This window comes from Pontibacter sp. YIM B11418 (assembly GCF_059278805.1).
This window is the reverse complement of record NZ_JCAEMH010000002.1, coordinates 267,208-289,448: the sequence shown is the minus strand read 5'-3', so window position 1 is coordinate 289,448 and position 22,241 is coordinate 267,208. Positions and strand designations below refer to the sequence as shown.

Annotated in this window: 18 protein-coding genes; 1 reads left to right on the top strand and 17 read right to left on the bottom strand. The window is 52.8% G+C overall.

The window, feature by feature from the left end; translation table 11 throughout:
• Nucleotides 1–268 precede the first annotated feature (268 nt).
• From AC4QZR_RS05635 to AC4QZR_RS05570, 14 genes are all read right to left on the bottom strand, one after another.
• The gene (locus tag AC4QZR_RS05635; RefSeq protein WP_494480019.1) at nt 269–1,723 is read right to left on the bottom strand and encodes an NADH-quinone oxidoreductase subunit N; all 1,455 of its coding nucleotides are present in this window, start codon (nt 1,721–1,723) and stop codon (nt 269–271) included.
• Entirely contained in the window at nt 1,720–3,312 is a 1,593-nt protein-coding gene (gene nuoM / locus AC4QZR_RS05630; protein ID WP_494480018.1) for an NADH-quinone oxidoreductase subunit M, read from the bottom strand. The genes AC4QZR_RS05635 and nuoM overlap by 4 nt, the downstream gene beginning before the upstream one ends.
• Nucleotides 3,309–5,195, bottom strand: a complete 1,887-nt coding sequence (nuoL, locus tag AC4QZR_RS05625; RefSeq protein ID WP_494480017.1) for an NADH-quinone oxidoreductase subunit L — start codon at nt 5,193–5,195, stop codon at nt 3,309–3,311. The genes nuoM and nuoL overlap by 4 nt, the downstream gene beginning before the upstream one ends.
• A gap of 4 nt (nt 5,196–5,199) precedes the next feature.
• Nucleotides 5,200–5,508, bottom strand: a complete 309-nt coding sequence (gene nuoK / locus AC4QZR_RS05620) for an NADH-quinone oxidoreductase subunit NuoK (protein WP_494480016.1) — start codon at nt 5,506–5,508, stop codon at nt 5,200–5,202.
• Entirely contained in the window at nt 5,505–6,062 is a 558-nt protein-coding gene (nuoJ, locus tag AC4QZR_RS05615; protein WP_494480015.1) for an NADH-quinone oxidoreductase subunit J, read from the bottom strand. Before nuoJ ends, nuoK begins: the two co-directional genes overlap by 4 nt.
• Before the next feature lie 3 nt (nt 6,063–6,065).
• On the bottom strand, nt 6,066–6,581 hold the full coding sequence (gene nuoI, locus AC4QZR_RS05610; RefSeq protein WP_494480014.1) for an NADH-quinone oxidoreductase subunit NuoI: 516 nt from the start codon (nt 6,579–6,581) through the stop codon (nt 6,066–6,068).
• Between the two features lie 221 nt (nt 6,582–6,802).
• Nucleotides 6,803–7,774 carry an NADH-quinone oxidoreductase subunit NuoH gene (gene nuoH, locus AC4QZR_RS05605; RefSeq protein ID WP_494480013.1) on the bottom strand — a complete coding sequence of 324 codons (972 nt, stop codon included), beginning with the start codon at nt 7,772–7,774 and terminating at the stop codon, nt 6,803–6,805.
• Nucleotides 7,744–10,479: an NADH-quinone oxidoreductase subunit NuoG gene (gene nuoG, locus AC4QZR_RS05600; protein ID WP_494480012.1), complete on the bottom strand. Its 2,736-nt coding sequence runs from the start codon at nt 10,477–10,479 to the stop codon at nt 7,744–7,746. Before nuoG ends, nuoH begins: the two co-directional genes overlap by 31 nt.
• Nucleotides 10,461–11,762: an NADH-quinone oxidoreductase subunit NuoF gene (nuoF, locus tag AC4QZR_RS05595; RefSeq protein ID WP_494480011.1), complete on the bottom strand. Its 1,302-nt coding sequence runs from the start codon at nt 11,760–11,762 to the stop codon at nt 10,461–10,463. The genes nuoG and nuoF overlap by 19 nt, the downstream gene beginning before the upstream one ends.
• Before the next feature lie 19 nt (nt 11,763–11,781).
• On the bottom strand, nt 11,782–12,246 hold the full coding sequence (gene nuoE, locus AC4QZR_RS05590; protein ID WP_494480010.1) for an NADH-quinone oxidoreductase subunit NuoE: 465 nt from the start codon (nt 12,244–12,246) through the stop codon (nt 11,782–11,784).
• 18 nt (nt 12,247–12,264) lie between these two features.
• Nucleotides 12,265–14,013, bottom strand: a complete 1,749-nt coding sequence (gene nuoC, locus AC4QZR_RS05585) for an NADH-quinone oxidoreductase subunit C/D (RefSeq protein ID WP_494480009.1) — start codon at nt 14,011–14,013, stop codon at nt 12,265–12,267.
• Between the two features lie 591 nt (nt 14,014–14,604).
• A complete protein-coding gene (locus tag AC4QZR_RS05580; RefSeq protein ID WP_256488590.1) occupies nt 14,605–15,243 on the bottom strand; it encodes an NADH-quinone oxidoreductase subunit B in 639 nt (212 codons plus the stop codon).
• Between the two features lie 113 nt (nt 15,244–15,356).
• Nucleotides 15,357–15,791, bottom strand: a complete 435-nt coding sequence (locus AC4QZR_RS05575) for an NADH-quinone oxidoreductase subunit A (RefSeq protein WP_253404366.1) — start codon at nt 15,789–15,791, stop codon at nt 15,357–15,359.
• A 29-nt stretch (nt 15,792–15,820) separates the two neighbouring features.
• Nucleotides 15,821–16,258 (bottom strand): CBS domain-containing protein, encoded by a 438-nt coding sequence (locus AC4QZR_RS05570; RefSeq protein WP_494480008.1) that lies wholly within the window; start codon nt 16,256–16,258, stop codon nt 15,821–15,823.
• A 316-nt stretch (nt 16,259–16,574) separates the two neighbouring features.
• Between AC4QZR_RS05570 and ppsA the strand changes: the two genes are divergently transcribed.
• A complete protein-coding gene (gene ppsA / locus AC4QZR_RS05565; RefSeq protein ID WP_494480007.1) occupies nt 16,575–18,983 on the top strand; it encodes a phosphoenolpyruvate synthase in 2,409 nt (802 codons plus the stop codon).
• On the opposite strand, the gene AC4QZR_RS05560 is transcribed toward ppsA, so the two are convergent.
• From AC4QZR_RS05560 to AC4QZR_RS05550, 3 genes are read right to left on the bottom strand one after another with little or no spacing between them, the layout of a single operon-like run.
• A complete protein-coding gene (locus AC4QZR_RS05560) occupies nt 18,980–19,858 on the bottom strand; it encodes a ribose-phosphate pyrophosphokinase (RefSeq protein WP_494480006.1) in 879 nt (292 codons plus the stop codon). The genes ppsA and AC4QZR_RS05560 overlap by 4 nt on opposite strands.
• Nucleotides 19,855–21,366, bottom strand: a complete 1,512-nt coding sequence (locus tag AC4QZR_RS05555) for a thymidine phosphorylase family protein (protein ID WP_494480005.1) — start codon at nt 21,364–21,366, stop codon at nt 19,855–19,857. Before AC4QZR_RS05555 ends, AC4QZR_RS05560 begins: the two co-directional genes overlap by 4 nt.
• A complete protein-coding gene (locus AC4QZR_RS05550) occupies nt 21,359–22,216 on the bottom strand; it encodes a restriction endonuclease (RefSeq protein ID WP_494480004.1) in 858 nt (285 codons plus the stop codon). Before AC4QZR_RS05550 ends, AC4QZR_RS05555 begins: the two co-directional genes overlap by 8 nt.
• Nucleotides 22,217–22,241 lie beyond the last annotated feature (25 nt).

Genomic DNA, 22,241 nt, shown 5'->3' with positions numbered 1-22,241 from the left:
TTGGGCTGTTGGTAATTATAGGGGATTTAAGTGTCCTTTAGAATACGATTTATTCTATAAATAAGATAATATTAATTTTAATTATATTGAGCGTGGTAAGCTGCTCTGACTCATGGTGCAATTGTTCAAACAGATGCTTGAACTCAAAGATGAATCTAGACAAGGTTTTCTGCTAAGAGAGAGACAATAACGGTCATTTGACTCGATGACACTAAAGCAAAAAGCCCTTCATTTGAAGAGCTTTTACTAATAGCTTTTGGACGAATAGTTATGGCGCAGCAGTTGCAATTAATCCCTGAATGATCTGCAATAAGCCGGACGGGTATACGCCAATATAAACCAGTAGCAAAGCCAGTACAGTGAGGGTACCTACACTGGCCAGGTAGATGGAAGGGCGCAAACGGCCCCGCGGTTGAATGGCCGTATCCGCTTCGGGTTGCTGGAACATGACGGCTACAATGCGGATGTAGTAGAACAGACCGATAACACTATTAAGCGCCAGCATGATCACCAGCAGCCAGAGTTGCGTGTTCACGCCCGCCGCCAGGATGTAGAATTTGCCCACGAAGCCCGCCGTGAGCGGTATACCTGCCAGCGAAAGCAGCATAGCCGTGAACACCGCCGCCGTCCACGGGCGCTGCCAAAATAGGGCGCGGTAGTCTTCCAGTTGCTCTGCATCGCGTTCTGTGTCCGAGAGCATGGCGATCACGCCGAAGGCACCCACGGTAGTAATGAAGTAGGCCACCAGGTAAAAGGTCACTGCCTGCACGCCCATCTGGTTGCCGGCCAGAAAAGCCACCAGTAAGTAACCCAGATGCGCGATAGAGGAGTAGGCGAGGATGCGCTTGACATTGCGCTGCAGCAGGGCCAGCAGGTTACCGGCCAGCATGGAGGCGATGGCTACAATGGTAAATATCAGCACAAGCGTTGGGTAGCGGAAACCGTCCACTTCCATGAAAAAGCGAATCAGCACACCCAGCACGCCGCCTTTGGAAACGGTGGCTATAAAAGCTGTGACAGGGGCTGGGGCTCCTTCATATACATCCGGCGCCCACATATGGAAGGGCACGACGCTCAGCTTAAAACCTATACCTACAATCATCATCCCGAAACCTGTCAGGAGGAGTAACGGCAGTTCTGAGAAATTGGCAATGGCCGTGGCTATACCTGCAAACTCCATTGTTCCCGTACTGGCGTAGACCAATGCCATCCCGAAGAGCAGGAAAGCCGAGGAAAATGCAGCCAGTATGAGATACTTTATACCTGCCTCATCGGACCGCTCCCTTTTGCGCAGATAAGCGATAAGCGCATAAAGCGACACACTCAGTATCTCCAGGCCCAGGAAAAGTGAAGCGAAATGTTTGCTGATGACGAGCACGCAGGCCCCGATGGTTGCCAGCAAAAGCAGGATGTAAAACTCTTCCTTGCGCTCTTCCCGTTGCTCGAAATAAGCATAGGAAAGCATGCTGATGAGCAGCGCCGTGAGTAGTATCATGCCGATGTAAAACACGCCAAAACCGTCTACCACCAGCAACGGTTCTATGGTATAACGCGCCACATTTCGCAGCTCATATAATGAGGTGAAGGCAGCCAGAAAAGAGATTGCCGTAATCACGTACATGATTTTGTGGTTGCGGCCCACGGCAATCACCAGCATGGACACCAACACCGCAAAGGTGAGGATGAGCAGCGGCATGAGGTGTTGGAAATCAGTCAGTGTCATGGTGTTTTGATTTGAAGATTTGTAAATGGCTTCGCGTCCTCCGGTTTAGCTGGGCTTGCCTCAGTTTTGGACTCTTCTACATGCGCCATGTTTTCTGATTTTTCCGGCTCAGAAGCAGGTTTGGTATAAGCTTGTAGTTGCTCCTGTATACTTGGTTGGGCGGTGTCGAGGAAAGGTTGCGGGTAGAGACCGAGCCAGAGAATCATCACTACCATAGGTATAGCTATCAGCATTTCGCGGGCATTCAGGTCTGGAAGGGATTGTTCCAGTTTATACCCTTCAAAGAAAATTTTCTGCATGATGCGCAGCGAATAAATTGTGGCCATCACCAGGCCGATGGTTGCGAAAACTGTTAGCCAGTTGTTTGCCTGCCAGGAGCCGACTAGGGTTAGGAATTCGGCGATGAAGTTACCGAGTCCGGGGAGTCCGAGTGAGGCCATGACAAAGACAAGCGCAATGACGCCCATCTTGGGAGCCGTGGTCCAGAAGCCACCCATTTTCTGGATATCGCGGGTATGGAGTCGTTCGTAGAGGAAGCCGGCTATGATGAAGAGCGCGCCGGTACTCAAGCCGTGAGTAATCATCTGCATGACCACGCCCTGCAGTGCCCACTCGTTGAAGGCGAACACACCCAGTATCACAAAACCCATGTGGCTCACGCTGGTATAAGCAACTAATCTTTTGAGGTCCGTTTGTGAGAAAGCCAGCATGGCGCCGTAGATAATGCCGATTACACCGAGTAACATGGCCCATGGCGCAAACTCCACAGTGGCCGTCGGGAAGAGCGGCAGCACGAAACGCAGTAAACCATACGCTCCGGTTTTGAGTAGTAATCCCGCCAGAATCACGCTACCCGCGGTTGGCGCCTGTGAGTGTGCATCGGGGAGCCAGGAATGGAAAGGCACAACGGGCAGCTTCACTAGGAAAGCAGCCAGGAAACCGAACATCAGCAGACGAGCCGCTTCGGGTGCCAACGTGGTGTTCAGCAATTCAAAATAGTTGAAGGTATAAACGCCGGTCTGGTTGCCGTGAATGAAGTAAAGTCCAAGGATGGCTAGCAACATGAGCAAGCCCGAAGCCTGTGTGAAGAGGAAGAATTTGAAGGCGGCATAACGGCGGTTTTCGTGCCCCCAGATGCCGATGAGAAAGTACATCGGGATGAGCATGACTTCCCAGAAAAAGTAAAACAGGAAGAGGTCCATGGTGAGGAACACGCCCGCTATACCTGCCAGCACCCACAGCAGATTGAAGTGAAAGAAAGCGACCTTAGTCTGAATCTCGCGCCACGAAATGAGCACCGATAGCAAGCCCAGGAAAAAAGTGAGCAGCAGCATGAGGAGACTCAACCCATCCAGCGCCAGACGAAAACTGATTCCCCATTGCGGAATCCAGGGCTGGTTGAATTGTACCAGCCAGGCCGAGTCCAGCACAGGTATAGGGTTGCTCAGCCACAGGTATAGCGTCATCCCGAAAACAGCCAGTACCGAGCCCAGCGCTATCCAGCGGGGCAACGTGCGGTTTACCTTTCCGGATATCCAAGCCAGCACGCCGCCGGCCATCAAAATTACAATCAGCCAGACCAGTATCATAGCAGTAGACTTATGGTTAGAATCATAATCGCGCCGACGACAATGCCTGCTACATAATTGCGCATCACGCCGGTTTGGGTGCGGGAGAAGAGCTCGTGAAAGTTCTGTGTCGCGTTGGCAATGAAGGTATAGATGGAGTCGATGAAGTCATTTTTATTCACCTTGGACAGGTATACATAAGGCCGCACAAAAAGCGCGTCGTAGAGCTGGTCGAAGCCCCAGCCGGAATGCCAGAAACGGTGAACTGCCATGGCAAATTCAGAACGGTGGATGCTTTCAACCAGCTCTGGTTTTTTGTAGTAGAAAAGGTAAGCAATGAAAATGCCACCCAGCGAAACTGCCGCCGCCAGTAACTGCAACATCCACTCGTACTGATTGAAATCCGGTACCATTGTGACAGCAGGCAGGATAGGTGCCAGGAAGTCGGAGAAGAGCACGACGTGTCCGAAGTTGTGCGGCAGCTCGATGAAGCCACCAGCAAAAGACAGCACCGCCAGGATAATCAGTGGTACTGTAATCGCCCAGGTTGGCTTATGTCCGATATGCGTTTTCTCTTCGCCAAAAAAGGTGAGGAAAACCATTCGGAAGGTATAGATGGAGGTAATGAAAGCGCCTAGCAAACCAGCCAAATATAGCCAGATGTTGCCGTTCTCACCGGCCAGTTGGAGCCACAGAATCTGGTCCTTGCTGTAGAAGCCCGCCGACACCAGCGGGAAGGCCGCCAGCGAGGCTGCGCCAATCAGGAAGGTATAGAATACGACGGGCAGTTTCTTGCTCAGTCCACCCATTTTGCGCATGTCCTGTTCGTGGTGCAGCGCCAGAATTATCGCTCCAGCACAGAGGAAAAGCAGCGCCTTGAAAAAACCATGAATCATGAAGTGGAACACACCGGATGACCAAGCACCTACGCCCAAAGCCAGAAACATATAGCCCACTTGACTGATAGTAGAGTAGGCGAGCACCCGCTTGATGTCGTACTGGGTGAGCGCCGCAAATCCCGCGATGAGCAAGGTAACAGCGCCAATCACCGCCACTGCCGTCATGGCCACCGGCGACAACGCAAAAATCACATGCATGCGGGCAATCAGGTATACCCCGGCCGTCACCATGGTGGCCGCGTGTATGAGCGCACTGACCGGCGTCGGACCCGCCATCGCATCAGGTAGCCAGGTCTGCAACGGCAACTGACCAGACTTGCCAACCGCACCGCCCAGTAAAAGTAGTGCGATAATCATGGCCGTTTCATTGCCTACGCTCCATACCTGCGCAGCTTCTGTCGAGATACTCTGGATGTGCAACGTGCCGAAATGCTGGAAGAGCATGAACAAACCAATGGCCATGGCTGTGTCACCGACACGGGTGATGATGAAGGCTTTTCGGGCGGCATAGCCGTTAGCCGGCTCCTTGTACCAGAAACCGATGAGTAGGTAGGAGCAGAGACCCACGCCTTCCCAACCCAGGTATAGCAACAGCAAGTTATCGGCCATCACGAGCATGAGCATAGAGCCCACAAAGAGATTCATGCACGCGAAAAATCTTGCGTAGTCCTTATCTTCAGCCATGTACTCGGTGGAGTAAATGTGGATGAGAAAGCCTACGAAGGTGATGACGAAGATGAAGACCATCGAGAGGGCGTCGAGGTGGAAAGCAATGGACGGACTGAAGCCCGCCACATCAAACCACTGCCATACTTCCTGCCGGATAAAAGCCGGCCGTGAGCTGAGGTATTCTATACCTAGTACTAGCGTAACAGCTGCCGAAATGCCGACGCTCCCGACCCCGATGGCCGAGGCCAGCGCACGTGTAATGCGGTTGCCAAAGAGTACCAGCAAAAGGGCGCTGGCAAAGGGCAGGGCAGGGATTAACCAGAGTAATTCTCCCATCGTTTTATCCTTTCATAAAGTTAGCCGCGTCGCTGTTGAGCGTCTTCAGCTGGTGATGAATCTGCAGTATCAAGGCCAGACCAACCGACACTTCAGCGGCGGCCATCGTGAGGATGAAGATGAACATGATTTGTCCGTCCGGTTGCGCCCAATGACTACCTGCCACGATAAAAGCCAGCCCGGCAGCATTCAGCATAATCTCCACCGAAATGAGCATGAAAATGATGTTGCGGCGAATCATCACACTAATCAGCCCGAGCATGAACAACACGCCCGCCAGCAACAAACCGCTCTCCATAGGTATAGTCGTCATAGGACAGCGCTCCTTTCTTTTTGCGGTTCCTGTTTCTGCAGGAAGCGGTGGATGACTTTCTTCTTTTGCCGGCCTAAATGGTAGGCTCCCACTATACCTGCCATCAGGAGAATACCCGATAGCTGCACGCCCAGCACATAAGGTCCATACAAGGCCAAACCGACAGCCCGTGCGTCGACGTAGCTGCCGGCGGCAGGAGCGGCAGGCATTTCGGCAATGACCAACAGGTATACCAGCTCAGCCAGCAGCACAAACGAGAGGAGGGCAGGACCCATCCAGAGTTTGGGCTGGAGCCATGCTTTTTCCTGTTCCACATCTTCGCGGGTGAGGCTGAGCATCATAATCACGAAGATGATGAGCACCACAATCGCCCCGGCATAAACAATCACTTCGAGGGCTGCCATAAAAGGTGCGCCCATGGTCAGGAACACCACGGCCACAGCCAGAAAAGAGACCACCAGGTATAGCAGGGCATGAATCATGTTAAAGCGCGTGATGACCATGATGGTGGCCAGCACGGCGACGGCTGCGGCTATATAAAATGTGAGTTCCATAGGCTAAGGGATTAAGCTTTTGATGTCTACAGGAGGCGATTCGTTCTCAGCTTCGCCCTTGCCTTTTCCGCCGATGGCCAGTCCCGCTACCTTGTAGTAGTTGTAGCCGTGGTACTTGCCTTGTCCGTTGATGAGGAGGTCCTTTTTCTCGTAGACGAGGTTCTGGCGGTTGTATTCGCCCATCTCAAAATCAGGTATAAGTTGGATGGCATAAGTCGGGCAGGCGTCTTCGCAGAAACCGCAGAAAATGCAGCGCGAAAAGTTGATGCGGAAGAACTCGGGATAGCGTCGGCCGGTCGGGTCTTCGGTGGCCTGCAGCGCAATGCAGTCTACGGGGCAGGCAGCAGCGCAGAGGTTGCAGGCCACGCAGCGTTCGCCCCCGTCCGGGTCGCGCGACAGCACAATGCGGCCTCGCCAGCGGGTCGGGAGAATGGCCTTTTGCTCCGGATACTGAATGGTTTCCCGCTTGTGAAACGCATGCAGAAATGTGAGCCACATACTGCGCAATAAACTAAACATAAGTGCTCCTTTCGTTTATTGATTTTTCTTTAATTGTCTTTTGACCGCTCGCTCATTCGGATTGCAAATCCGAAAGAGCAGTTAGAGCAGTTCTGGGGTTTGTCATTTCGAGCGCAGCGAGAAATCTGGATCAATGTGATTACCGAACTATTCCAGATTTCTCATTTCATTCAAATGACATAATTATATTCACTCAATCGCTAAATCACTCATTCACTCAATCACCTAAATCCATCATTTAGCCACAACATAACCCCCGCTGTCACCACCAGATTCAATAGCGTCAGCGGTAGTAAATACTTCCAGCCGTATTCCATCAATTGGTCGTAGCGTGGTCTCGGCATGGAGGCACGCAGAAGGATGAAGATCATAAGGAAGAAAGCTGTCTTGAGGATGAACCAGACGATGGGTGGCAGGAAATCCGGGCCGAGCCAGCCGCCGAAAAACAAGACCACCATCATGCAGGAAATCAAGGTAATGCCCATGTACTCGCCGATGAAGAACATACCGAATTTCATACCGGAGTACTCGGAGTGGAAACCGGCTACGAGCTCACTTTCCGCTTCCGGCACATCAAAAGGCAGGCGGTGCGTTTCGGCTATACCTGCGATAAAGAAGATGACGAAACCGATGATTTGCGGCACCACGAACCATAGGCCCCGCTGCGCTTCCACGATGGTGCTAAGGTTGAAAGAGCCCGCCATCAGCACCACGCCCATCAGCGACAGGCCCATGAACACTTCGTAGGAAATCATCTGCGCTGCGCCGCGCATGGCACCCAGCAAACTGTACTTATTGTTGGAGGCCCAACCACCGAGTATAATGCTATAAGCGCCCATCGACGACATCGCCAGAAAGAACAGCAAACCGATGTTGAGGTCAGCTACCACGATGCCCGGAGCGAAGGGAATGACCACGAACGACATCAGCACCGTGACCACCACAATAGCCGGGGCCAGAATGAAGACCGGTTTGTCAGCAAAGGGCGGAATCCAGTCCTGTTTGAAGAACAGCTTGATGGAGTCGGCGGCTACAATCAGCAAGCCGAAGGGACCTGCTCGGTTGGGTCCATACCTGTCCTGGAACAGAGCCAGACCGCGTCGCTCTACCCAGATAAGCAGTGCCGCCACGTTGAGCATGACGAACAACACGCCACCGATAATCAGTAAGTAGTTTGGGGTTGCTGTTTCCATTTGAGTTCTCGGTTAAGTGTTGCCCAGGCAGGCAGTTCGGCATAAGGTATACCCGGCAATCCGGCGGGCATACCTGCGCTGCCGCTGCGGATAACCGGACTCATTTTTACAGGCAGTTGGTATACCTGCCCTTCGATGGTGAAACTCAAACTCTGGCCTTCCTGTAGTTTCATCTGGATGGCGTCTTCTTCATTGAGCAAAACATAAGGCTCCGGCGCCCGCTCCACAATGGGCGGGGAGTGCATGCTGAGTTCTTCGGTGCCAAAAATGTGGTGAAGTGGCTGCATGTAGAGTTGGCTTTCCAGTGGCTGAAATTTCTGAGGAACCGTTTGGGTATAAGGCTGAGTTTTGGAGGTGTCCGGTTTGATTAAGCGCAAACCCGGGTCCCCGCCTTTCAGGTGACCGCCCACTTCCTGTTGATACTTGTTGGTGGCCTGCACCGAGTTCCAGCCCGGCGCCCAGAAAAATGGAATGATGGAGGAAGGTGGTTGTCCGCGATAGCCTTCCATGGTATAGGAAAGCGGCGCATCTGGGTCCACCGGCGGTTTAGGTTCATTCACGTTGATGTTGGCCAGCATGGCGGTGCGCCCGCTAAAGCGGTGGGGCGCCCGCGGTATTTTCTGCCCGGCAATGCGGAAGTCAACTCCCGGTGCTACGGCGTCAATCCCTTTGAACTCTTTATGCTCCTTTACCAAACCATGCAATACATCGTCGAAGCCGTGCCAGTGACTGATGCGGTCGTGGGCCAGCAAAGTACCCAGTTCACCTAACCAGCGCCAGCTTTCCTGCAGGTCTTCACTGGTCGGGTATAACTGGAAGAAGCGCTGCGCACGGCCTTCGTTGTTAATCAACGTCCCATCGGCTTCCGCAAAAGTGCCGGCTGCTAGTAGAATGTCAGCTTCTTCGGTGGTGGCGTTGTGTAGGTGGTCGAGCACTAGCACGTTTTTGGCGGTCTTCAGAAAGTTGGTCACTGTACCTGCGTTGGCACGGCGGTAGAGGTCATTCTCCAAAATGATGACCGTATCAGCATAATTATTCAGAATTGCTTCGAAAGCCGACTCCAATTTATGACCGCCCAGCATCGCTAGACCCATGCTGTTACATTCCGGCAAAGTGAGCACAATGCCCGCTTCTTTTTCTTTTGCCGCCAGCGCATTGGTGATGTTTGCTGTGGCCATCAATACCCGTTCGCTGCCGCAGTGAGTTCCGGAAATAACAAGCGGTTTTTTCGCAGCCATCAATGAGTCGGCAATCTGGCGTGCCAGCTGAATTTCGTCTTCATTTAACCCTTTCACTTCCGGGAAATCAGCATGTATAAAATTGGCTACCGCAAAGCCCAGTCTCGCAATGGCGTCAGGAGAATCGTGGTAGGTATGGGTGGCGATTTCGTCGAGTTTGGTGTCGTGGATGGTGGCGATGTAGAGCGGACCCATCTCATCCTGCATCAGCTCCCGCACGGCTGCATCCTGCCACACCGGTATGTTGGCTTTGGAAATATGCTCGAGGGCCGGTTGTTTGCGCACTGATTGCCGCACGGCCAGCGCCAGCATGGGAGCGGTGTTGATCACGTCTTCACCCAAAATAAACACCGCATCGGCTTGTTCCACTTCTCGCAACGATGGAGTACGGGCAGCGCCTTCTTTCAGAATCTTCAGTGCCAGACAAACCAAATCGTGCTCCGTGTCGGAAACTCCCTGGTAAAAATTGTCTTCTCCCACCAGCGTTTTCAGCATGAAGTTCGACTCCAGTGAGGCTCGTGGTGAACCTATACCTATCACGCTGCCAGTCCGGAAAGCGGCAGCCGCAGCTTGTAGTGCAGTTAATTTATCAGTCGCTTCAGGTAGTTTTGCCCGTACCAGCGGCTTTCGGATGCGGCCCACATGGTTCACGTGCTCGTAGCCAAAGCGGCCGCGGTCGCAGAGGAAGTAGCCGTTCACTTCGCCGTTATACCTGTTTGTGATGTTGCGCAAACTGCCGTAGCGTTCGCCTGCCGTGATATTGCAACCCAGGCTGCAATGGTGGCAAACGGACGGCGCCATGGTAAGGTCCCATTTGCGGGTATAGTGCTGCTTTAGGATTTTGTCGGTGAACACGCCGGTAGGACAGACTTCCACCAGATTGCCGCTGAACTCACTCTCCAGCACACCATCTTCGTGGCGACCAAAGTAGAGGTGGTTGTGGGCGGCGAACACGTCGAGGTCCTTGCCGCCGACATAGTCTTTATAGTAGCGCACACAGCGGTAGCACTGTATGCAGCGGTTCATTTCGTGGTTGATGAAGGGCCCGAGGTACTGGTTGATATAAGTGCGTTTGTCGAAGCGGAAGGCGCGGTAGTTGTGACCGGTCATCACAGTCATGTCTTGCAAATGGCAAGAGCCACCTTCGTCACACACAGCGCAGTCGTGCGGATGGTTGGTCATGAGCCAGCCGATAATGTGCGCCCGGAACTCCTTGGCTTCCATGTCGGCAATGGAGATGCGCATGCCGTCGCGCACCTGTTCCATACACGACATAAAGAGTTTGCCCTTGGTATCGTTTTCGTCCTTGTATACCTTCACGGCGCACTGCCGACAAGCACCAATCGAGCCCATGGCCGGGTGCCAGCAAAAGTAGGGAAGATCTTTGCCGAGTGTGAGGCATGCTTCCAACAGGTTCTTGCCAGTAGGTACTTCGTAGGGTTTGTCGTCTATATAGATGGTTGCCATACTTTCGCTTTGCTCCAGGGACAGTGGTGTTCGTGAATATGTCGTTCAAAATCTTCTCTGAAGTATTTCAGAGCGCTCTGCAGGGGTTCCATAGCGCCGGGGGCAAGGGCACAAAATGTGTTGCCGGGACCAAGGTATTTGGTATGAAAGTCGAGTGTGAGGAGGTGCTCGGGTTTGCCTTCGCCCCGGTCAATGGCCAAAAGGATTTTCTCTACCCAGGGCAGTCCTTCGCGGCAAGGCGTACAAAAACCGCAGGACTCCTGCGCAAAGAAATGCTGCAGGTTGTGCACGAAACCCACCGGGCAGGTCTGGTCATCAAGGATAATCATCGTGCCCGTACCCATGCGGCTGCCGGCAGCCTGAATGGCGGTATAATCCATGGGCAAATCGAGGTGCTCTTCCACCAGAAAATCTGTGGAAGCGCCACCCGGCAAAAGTCCCTTGAAGAGGTAACCATCCTGCATGCCACCGCCATGTTCTTCAATCAGTTCGCGGATGGTCGTGCCCATTGGTAACTCCCAACAACCGGGCGTTTTCACGCGACCACTGATGCCGTAGAGTTTGGTGCCCGCATCCTGGGTTTTGCTCAGGCCTTTGAACCACTCAGCGCCGTTGTTGATGATGTGCGGGAGACAGCAAAGCGTCTCCACATTGTTCACGATAGTGGGTTTGCCAAACAGACCACTTACCTGCGGAAAAGGCGGCTTGGCGCGTGGGTTGGCCCGCTTGCCTTCGAGGGCATTGAGCAAAGCGGTTTCTTCGCCACACATATACCTGCCCACGCCGGTGTGCAGGTGCATGTCCAGACTGAATCCTGAACCCAGAATATTCTCGCCCAGATAACCCGCTTCGTAAGCTTCGTCAATGGCTTTTATTATTTCCCGGGCCGCCACTTTGTAAGCCCAGCGCATGAAGATGTAGGAAATATTCGCGTCTATGGCGTAAGCCGCCACAATCATTCCTTCTATCAGCTGGTGCGGATTTCCTTCCAAGAGCACGCGGTCCTTGAAAGTGCCAGGCTCCATCTCGTCGGCGTTGGCCACGAGGTATTTTGGCTTGGCCGCTTCGGGACCCATCGGCACGAAACTCCATTTGAGGCCGGTGTTGAAACCCGCGCCTCCACGTCCCCGCAGATCGGAGGCTTTGACTAAATTCTGCACATCTGCAGGAGCTATTTCTTTCAGGATTTTTCGCACCGACTGATAGCCGCCCACATGCTCGTATTCTTTGAGGGAGAGCGGTGCGCGTCCGGGGACAATGTGTTGGGTCAGGGGCTTCTCCATAGGTATGCCCACTTGGGTTTTAGGTATACTTTTCCAGAATCTTGTCCAGTTGTTCCACCGTCAGGTCACGGTACAAATCGTTGTCAATCATAAGGGCAGGGGCCCGGTCGCAGGTGCCCAGGCAACAGTTGGGTAGCAAGGTAAAGCGGCCATCTTCGGTGGTCTGGCCGTATTGGATGTTCAGTTTTTCGCTGAGACTGTCGCGTATACCTTCGTAGCCCATCACCCAGCAACTGATACTGTCGCACACCAGAATCACATGCCGTCCCACTGGTCTGCGGAAAATCAGGTTGTAGAAGGTGGCTACACTGTCGAGCTCCGCAGGCGACATCCCCACATAGTTCGCCACATCCTGCAGGCTCTCGTCCGACACCCAGCCATGACTGTTCTGCACGATTTTTAACGCTTCAATACAAGCGTTCTTCGGCGAAGGCACCAGGCTGATTTCGTGGTCGATTTTGTGTTTTTCTTCGGAGGTGAGCATAGGTGTTAAATTTTTGAATTATCTATCAATATCTGCCAGTACATAATCCATCGCACCCAATATCGACAGCAAGTCAGCTACGGTATAGCCTCTCGTGATGTAGGGGAGCATTTGCATGTGCGGGAAGGAGGGAGTGCGGATGCGGACCCGGTAAGGGGAAGTGTTCCCGTCACTGGTCAAGTAGTAGCCGTTGGCTCCTTTGGTCGCTTCGATGCAACTCATGGCTTCTCCCGGAGGTATCACCGGCCCCCAGGTCACACCCAAAAAGTGCGTGATTAGGGTCTCGATATCGTGCATGGTGTTTTGCTTGACAGGCGGCGTGGTGATGGGGTGCTCTGACTTGTAAGGTCCGGCCGGCATGTTCTTCACGCATTGCTCGATGATGCGTAGACTTTGCCGCATTTCCGCTACCCGCACCACAGCCCGGTCGTAACAGTCGCCGTTGCTGGCGGTGGGCACTTCGAAGTCGAACATTTCGTAACCAGAGTAGGGGCGCATTTTACGGAAGTCCCACTCAAAACCACAGGCGCGCAGGTTCGGTCCGGTCACGCCCCATTCAATGGCTTCTTCTTTGGTGAAGATGCCTATACCTACCGTGCGGGCTTTGAAGAGGCTGTTCTTCATCACCATCCCGTCATATTCTTTGAGTCGTTTCGGGAAGTAGTCGATGAAGCGTTGCACGAGTTGCTCCCAGCCTTTGGGCAGGTCCTGCGCCACACCACCGATGCGGAACCAGTTGGGGTGCATGCGGCCACCGCAGATACCTTCGATGATGTCGAAAATTTTTTCGCGGTCGGTAAACATGTAGAACACCGGCGATAACTGGCCTACGTCCTGCGCAAAGGTGCCATACCATACCAGGTGACTGGCGATGCGGAAGAGTTCGCACAACATCACCCGGATATACTTCACCCGCTCGGGTACCTCTATACCTGCCAGTTTCTCAACAGCCTGCAGGTAGGCGAGATTGTTCATTACACCGCCGAGGTAATCCACGCGGTCAGTATAAGGTATGTAGGTATGCCAGGATTGGCGCTCGCCCATTTTCTCAGCACCACGGTGGTGGAAGCCGATGTCAGGTATAGCGTCCACAATGTCTTCGCCGTCGAGCTGTAGAATGATGCGGAGCACACCGTGTGTGCCCGGATGTTGCGGACCTATATTGAGGAACATGAAGTCCGTATCATCACTCTGCTTTGCCAGTCCCCATTCTTCGGGTTTAAACTGCAGTGCAGATTGCTCCAGGTCTATCTTATCGTCATACAGTTGGAAAGGACCCATCTCCGTAGCACGGGCTGGGTGCTCTTTGCGGAGCGGATGACCTACCCACGTACGCGGCATCAGGATACGGGAGAGGTGCGGGTGGCCTTCGAAGCGAATGCCGAACATATCGTATACCTCGCGCTCATACCAATTGGCGTTTTGCCAGAGTCCGCTGATGCTTGGTGCTTTCGGGAAGTCTTCGCGAAGGCCGGCTTTCAGTCTGATAAAGGTATTGCGCTCAAAAGAGAAGAGGTGGTAGATGAGCTTGAAGCTGTAAGGTATATGGCCGTTCTCGGGTTTGCGGGTGCGTTCGTCAATGGCCGTCAGGTCGAAGAGGAGGAGGAAGGGCTGCGGCAGGTCGTGCTTCAGGAATTTCAGCACTTCCGGCACATGGTCCACAGGAAGCCAGAGGGTGAGGATGTCATCCTTGGTGGTCTGCGACTTGAACGTGTCTTCGCCGTACCGCGACTTGAGTTGCTCCAGTATGCCGCTGTTGTTGTTCATGGGAGGAGGCCATTAAAATTTGATGAATGCTTAACTCATGTACTCTCTTTCTTTTTATGCTAAATTTATACTTGTGTCTATAGCTTGCTAGCGTAGCAACGGCTGTCGCTTGTAGCTTGCTAACTTGTTTCATTGTTTCGCCTGTGCGGCGGGCACTTACTTTTTTCCTTGATGAAAAAATCGAGGGCTCCTACCCCCAGTAAGCAAAAAAATCAAGACGCTTTTAAACTCGCTGACCGCTCTTTGTCGAGGGCCCCTACCCCCAACAAAAAATCGTCGTTGGTGCACCTGGCTAAAGCGATCTGTTTCATTGTAAGCGTGCAAGTTAGTCTTGCTATACCTGCCAGTGGTCTGTGAGAGTAATAGACCTACAGCGCCTATACCTAACCCATTGCAGCCCCAGGTTCCCCGCCTTGGATAAGGAGGGGTTAGGGGTGGTTTGACCCGGCGTTTGAGAGAATCCTGTTAATCTTTAAATCCTATCAATCCCTTAATTCTGTAAATCCTGATTCCGACAAACAAGCCCTTTGCACGATTCGGACAGGTCGCGACCTGTCCCTGCAATTCCATAACTCCGCAACCCCCAAACTCCTAAAGCTCATCCGGTGACTTAAACTCATTCATCTGGCTCCAGCGTTCTTTCTTGCCTGCTTTTACTTCTATTTTTTCCGGTCTGATAACTCCTTGTTCGCCGATGGTCCAGCTCAAGGGGCGGCGCTCTTTTCCTACCCGGTCGGCCAGTAACATCAGGCCTTCCATGAAGGCGTCTGGTCGGGGAGGGCAGCCGGGAACGTAGACGTCGACTGGCAGGAATTTGTCCACGCCTTGCACCACGCTGTAGATGTCGTACATGCCGCCGGAGTTGGCACAGGAGCCCATCGAGATCACCCATTTCGGCTCCATCATTTGCTCATGTAGTCGCTTGATGATCGGGGCCATTTTGATGAAAACCGTGCCAGCGATGATCATCACGTCCGCCTCCCGGGGGGTACCCCGTATTACTTCTGCTCCGAAACGGGCAAGGTCATATTTAGGCGTCATGCTGGTGGCCATCTCTACAAAACAGCAGGAGAGACCAAAGTGAAAAGGCCACATGGAATTTTTGCGACCCCAGCCAATCAGGTCCTGCAGCGTGGTAAGCATAATGCTTTGCTGCACTGTCTCTTCGTAAGAGCTGGTGCCTGTCAGGGCATTGGCCGGCGCCTCGGGTTTGCTTAACCACCATTTCATAGCGTAGGGTGTTTCGTTATACCTTTAAGACTTAATTATTATCTGACAGTATTATACCTCTCGTCAAACAATCTTTAGTCTTTCAATTGTCTACTAGTTTTCTGTCTAAAGCCTCAATTTAGACTTGGCTTCTGCAGCAATCGTTTGTAAGCGGCCAGTATTTTCTTGCCATCCGGACCGAAGTCCAGAGCACCATTACGCCACTCGTATACCAGCACCACCACCAACATTGCAATAAAGACAAGCACGCCGAAATAGCCATACCAGCCCAGTTCGGGGAAAGCAATGGCCCATGAGAAAATAAAGATGGTCTCCACGTCGAAGATTACGAACATCATGGCGACCATGTAGAACTGAGAGGAGAAGCGGATGCGGGCACCGCCTGCGCTCACAATGCCGCCCTCGTAGGGCTCACCGGTGGCGCGTGCGTTTCCCCTTTGGCCAAGCACGTATGAAAGGCCCAGTATAAGTAGCACCAGGCTAAGCACAATGGCGCCATACACTGCCAGGGGCCACAGTAACGTTGTTGTTTCGGCTGTTTCCTGCATGGTTTCTCCTAATCATGATATCCGGGCTACTACTCGTGGTGCCCAGTTATGTATTGCTCAAGGTCTTCAATAATGCATTTTTGCTCGTCAATCATGCACTTCACGATGTCACCAATAGACACCAAACCTACGAGTTGTTGATTCTCTATAACAGGTAGATGGCGTATGTACTTTTCAGTCATCAGGCCCATGCACTGGTCTATGGTCGTGTCGGTTGTCACCACAACGGGGTGCTCACTCATGATTTCGCGCACCAGGGTATCGCGCGAGGCCTTACCCTTCAGGATAACTTTACGGGCATAGTCTCGCTCAGTGAACATACCGGCAAATTTGCCATGTTCCATCACAATGAGTGCGCCTACGTTTTGAGCCACCATCTTTTCGAGTGCGCTGTAAACAGTGCTATCGGGGGAAATGGAGATAACCCTATTTCCCTTTTTCTGGAGTAAGTGCCTGACAGTTCCCATAATACCTCCCGTATTCTTGTAATATATGCTTGAATGTTAGGGTGTTATACGAGAGTGTTTTAAAACCGGACAAAGAATTGTTTAAATAGTACTTAAAAATATTATAACCATTGAGAATTGTCGTAAAAGCTAGCTTACTTTGAACTGATGTTATGACTTAAAACAGGTGGCAGACAGCTAGTAACGGGACTGGTATTTATATAAGATTGATTTGTATATAATTCAAAACCAAGTAAATAGGCCTTCGTTATGAGATTAGGTGTGAATTTGAGAACTCACTTCGACCAGTTATACCTCAGCTTATATGTAACCAGCCATGGAACCGTTCATCAAGCACTTCAAAGACATCAGTTACAGAGACATCAGCAAAGTGGGCGGGAAGAACGCCTCGCTTGGAGAGATGTATAACCAGCTCAACCCGGAAGGTATACGTGTGCCCGATGGCTACGCAACTACTTCGGCTGCCTACTGGCAATTTCTGGAGCAGCATAATCTGAAAGTACAGTTAACAGAAGTACTAGCCAGGCTGGACACTAACGATTTTCATAACCTGTCCGAAGTGGGCAAACTGGCAAGGGAACTGATTCTGAGTAAGCCCTTGCCGGATGAGATACGGGCAGAAATTGAGAAAGGCTATACCTATTTGAAATCAGCGTATGGCCAACATATTTCGCTGGCCGTGCGCAGCAGTGCCACTGCCGAAGACCTGCCCACTGCCAGCTTTGCCGGTCAGCTCGAAACCTACCTGAATGTGAGCGGACTCCAGAATCTTTTCAACGCCTGTCACCACAGTTATGCCTCACTGTTTACGGACCGGGCCATTAAGTATCGGATAGACAATGGGTTTAAGCACATGCAGGTGGCACTCTCGGTAGGTATACAGACCATGGTGCGGTCCGATAAAGCCTGCTCCGGGGTGATGTTCACGCTCGATCCGGATACGGGATTTGAGAATGTGGTCGTGATTTCGGGCTCCTGGGGCCTTGGTGAGAACGTGGTACAGGGCGCTGTGAATACCGACGAGTTTGTCGTATTCAAGCCCATGATTGACAAAGCAAGGCAGCCGATCATATCGCGCAAGCTTGGGAGCAAGGCAAAGACCATGGTGTATGCCGAAAGGTCGGGAGATGATTTGCAAAGTCCAACAGACGCTATCGTCAATCTAGACACTCCCGCGGAAAGGCAGGAACAATATGTGTTGGCAGACGAAGAGGTGGTGCAGCTGGCGAAATGGGGCAAGCGCATCGAGGAACACTACCAGCAGCCCATGGACATTGAGTGGGCCAAAGACGGCAACTCTGGCGACCTATTTATTGTGCAGGCTCGTCCAGAAACAGTGCAGAGCCAACATAAGAACGCGGCTTTTTTCACAGAATATACCTTGCAGGAAACGGGAAAAGTGCTCTGTTCAGGTATAGGGCTGAGCAACCGCATTGTGTCAGGTATAGCCCGCGTGTTGCAGACCCCAGATGAGAGCGACAGGCTGCAAGCAGGGGAGGTGCTTGTAACCCGCAAAACCGACCCGGACTGGGATCCCATTCTAAAAAAAGCCAGTGCCATCATTACCGATCAAGGTGGTCGCACCAGCCATGCCGCCATTGTGGCACGGGAGGTAGGTGCAGTGGCTGTTCTGGGTACCAACGATGCCACCAGAACCATACAGGACGGGCAGGAGGTTACTGTGTCGACAGCGGGAGGGGAGACGGGTTATGTGTATGAAGGTAAACTCGCATGGGACGAGAAAAAGACCGATATGAGCAAGCTCGGTAAACCCCACACCAAAGCCATGCTCATTCTCGGTGATCCGGAACAAGCCTTTAAGTATTCTTTTCTGCCGAATGATGGTGTTGGGCTGATGCGCATGGAATTCATCATTACCAACTCCATCCAGATTCACCCCATGGCGCTCACCCATTTCGATCAGGTGGAGAATATTGAGGCCCGTGAAAAGATTGAACAGCTCACGCACCATTACCCAAACAAGGCAGACTATTTTGTTGACAAACTGGCCGAGGCGACTGCGGTTATTGCAGCGGCATTCTACCCCAAAGACGTGATCGTACGGATGAGCGACTTCAAGTCGAACGAGTATGCCAACCTGGTGGGGGGCCGGCAGTTTGAGCCGGACGAGGCCAATCCGATGATCGGGCTGCGTGGGGCCTCACGCTACTACCACAGGCTCTACCAGGAAGGCTTTGAACTGGAATGCCGGGCCATGAAAAAAGTAAGGGAAGAGATGGGGCTGAAGAATGTGAAACTGATGATCCCTTTTTGCCGCACCGTGCAGGAAGGCGAGAAAGTGATCAGGCTGATGGCAGACTATGGGTTGAAGCGCGGCGAGAACGGCCTGGAGGTATACGTGATGGTCGAAATCCCGAGCAATGCCTTATTGGCCGAGGAATTCGCCCAGCATTTTGATGGTTTTTCTATTGGTTCGAACGACCTGACGCAGCTGACCTTAGGTGCCGACCGCGACTCGGGTTTGCTCAGCGATATCTTTTCGCCTTTTGATCAGGCGGTGCAGCAACTCATTGTGATGACCCTGCAAAAAGCCAAAAAGACGGGTACCAAAGTCGGTCTCTGCGGCCAGGCCCCGAGTGACTACCCCGCCTATGCTGCCTTCCTGGTAGAGCACGGCATCGATAGCATTTCCTTTAACCCGGATGCTTTTTTCAAAGGCTTGGAGAACATGCTAGAGGCGGAGCAGAAAAAAGGGACGGCTTAAGCCTGGATTGCCTCTGCTAATAAAGCGTCAACCTGAATGCCATTGGAGACGTGCGGAATTGTGTTGCAGGTGATGACCTGGGCAGCTCCGGCCTGAAGCAGGGCATCATAAGCTCCTTTGGCAAAAACAGCGTGCACGCCAATGCAAACGGGTGCCTGTGGCGTGAGTTTTTTCAGGTGCTGCACGGTTTCGATCATGGTTCTGGCCGTGGAGATAATGTCGTCTACCAGCACAGGTGTATGCTGCTGGTAATTGGCCATTTCGGGTTGGGTCACCTGCACTTCACGGTCGCCGAGTCGGGTTTTGTTCAGCACCAGGTAAGGCGCCTCTGCCAGTCCGGCCACTTCACTCACCCACTGCAGACTCTCTTCATCGGGCCCAATCAGGAGGGGCTTGTTAATGTGAGCTTTCACCCAGGAAGCAACAATAGGGGCAGCATGCAGCGCCTGTGCAGGTATAGCGTATAGCTCGTGCATGTCGTGGAAGCGGTGCAGGTGCGGGTCGATGGTGTAGAGCCTGTCTACGGTGCCTGAAAGCAGGTCGGCAAAATAGCGGGAAGTGACACCCTCGCCGGGATGGAACTGCTTGTCCTGCCGCATGTAGGCCAGGTAGGGGGCTACCAGGCTTACTTCGGCTGCGCCTAGTTCTTTCGCGGTGTTGGCCATGAAGTAAAGCGGTAGCAGCTTTTGGTCCGGCTGGTGCAGCGAGCAAACCAGCACTACTTTTTGATCTTGCACATCCGATAGAATACGCACGTAGCTCTCGCCATCCGGGAAACGGCGTATAACGGCTTCTCCAATCTCAGCCTGTAAGTGCACTGCTAATGCTGCAGTAAGGGCCTCGTTTCCGGGCAGGGCAAATACGAGGGTTTTCATGAGTTAACCAGTTCTACAATATGGCCTGAGCTATGCAGGTAATTAAGGGCGTAGCTCAACTCGCCCTGCGACTCGGAAAAGATCGTAAACAGCGGCTCTCCTTTTTTTACATACCTGCCGAGCGGAGCCTGAAAACGTATACCTGCGCCCGGAGATTTTGGAGCACCCGCCAGCTTAGCGACTTTGGCCAGCTTCCGGTTGTCGATGTTACGCACCACGCCGCTTGACATGGCCATTACGACGTGCTGTAAAGGTGCGGCCATAGGCTCCCGGAAGCCTCCCTGAGCGGCGCAGATGCTGTAGAATTTTTCAAGCGCCGCACCGCTTTGCAGGATTCCCATCGCCTTTTCAAAACCACCTCCTTTGGGTACCAGTCCGGCCACTTCGAGCGACAAACCAGCCAGTTGTACTGCCCGATCACGCAAATCTGTGGGTGCTTCCGCTTCGTTGCGTAGTACCGACAAAACATCCATTGCCTCCAGGGCTGGTCCTATACCGCGGCCCACGGGCTGGGACCCGTCCGTGATCAGCACTTTCACTTCCATTCCGATAGCCAGTCCTACTGCCCGGAAGTAGTATTCCAGCAGAAAGGCCTCTTCCTTGGAGCGCACCTTGGCTGTCTGGCCCACCGGAATGTCGATGACGGTATGTGTAGAACCTGCCGCAGCTTTTTTGGAGAGGACCGAGGCGATCATTTGCCCGGCACTGTCCACGTCCAGAGCTTTTTCCACGGAGATGATAATGTCATCCACTGGGCTCAGCTTAACAGCGCCGCCCCAGGCCATGCAGCCGCCCTCTTTCTTGACGACCTCCTTTATTTGTTCCAGCGTCAGGTCAACCGGTGTCATGGTTTCGATGACGTCGGCTGTGCCAGCAGGGGAGGTGATGGCTCTTGATGAGGTTTTGGGTATAACCAGGCCAGCGGCGGCCACAATGGGTACAACGATCGGGGTGGTGCGGTTGCCCGGCAGTCCGCCTACACAATGCTTGTCTACGACCAGTTTTTCTTTCCATTGCAGACGTGAACCGGATTCTATCATGGCGCGGGTGAGGTAGATCACTTCATCGAGCCCCAGGTTGTCGCCGGAGCAAACGGTTACAAAAGCAGCGATCTCTATTTTGGAGTATAGTCCCTGCGTGATGTCGGCGATGATCCGCTGAATTGCCTCTTCGTTGAACTTCCGCCCGAACATCTTCGCCCGCACCTCGCTGAACGAAAGTATAGGCCGTAGATGGGTGACGGTGATCAGATCTCCTTCCTGTGCATGCAGGTGCCGGAATCCCTCCTCGGAAAGCACGGCTTCACCGGGTTGTATGATGTCGGAGGTGATGACATTGAGCGTCGCGATGATATGGTACGCACCATGGTTCACCGATACCCGCGTATTGGCCGTGAAGCCCTCGGAGCGGCATACCTGGCAGTCGGCCCGCATGAAGACGATGTTTTCGGTATGCGTGTCGATACCGAGGCGGCGCAGGCGCAGTATGTTGGAGTTGCTGTCAGGCATAGCGTCCGTTACAAAGGTCCTCTACTTCTTTCATCACGCCTTTGGCCCGTTCCTCGTTCAAACCAGCCCGGTGCAGGAGCTCCTCGTGGTGCAGCAGCTCACTGCAGAGCACGATTTTTAGGTCCAGTAGCCGCTGTTTTTCCGCTTTGGTAAGCGTAGTTAAGGTGGTAAGCGGGTATAGCCGGTACGAGTCCACAATGTCTTTGAGGCCCCCTTTGTGCGGATAATCCCAACCGATCAACTTCATTTGCATGCAGGATGCAAAGCGGATGGCGTCTTCTGTGAAGCGGGTGTTCGTCATCACCCAGACTTCATGAAAGCGGATTTCAAACTCATTTTCAGACGGCCATACCTTCTCCACGTCTTTGAAGCGGGAATGGATGTACATCGGGATTTTTACATCAGACTTGTTACGCTTCAGGTTGTGGTATTTGCATTCGATCATCACCCGCCTGCCATCCTTCACCGCCAGCACATCTATTTCATGTCGCACGCAGTGGCCGTCTATGAAAACGCCGATCTCTGTCAGGTAACCCTGCGCGCGCAGGATCTCGGCGACAAACTTCTCGAAAGGGAAGCCGGAAGGACCCAGTTGCATGATACCCTGCTTCAAACTGTAGCGGGCAGCAGCCGTGCTGGAAATCCGCTTGAGGATGGCAAAGGCCTTTCGGTAAATCTTTTTGGTGGAGATGCCGGGTGTGAGTTCGGGTACCAGTTGTCGGATCACCTCATCGGCCTGTTCCTCATCGGCCCCGGACTTGATGAGCGAGAGCCGAAGCTTGCCTACAGAGAAAAGTACTTTCTCTCCTGAAGCTTTTGTCACGACCAGACGGTCTAGTGTGTCCTTCATGGTGGGTGCTTGTTTAGGAAATCAA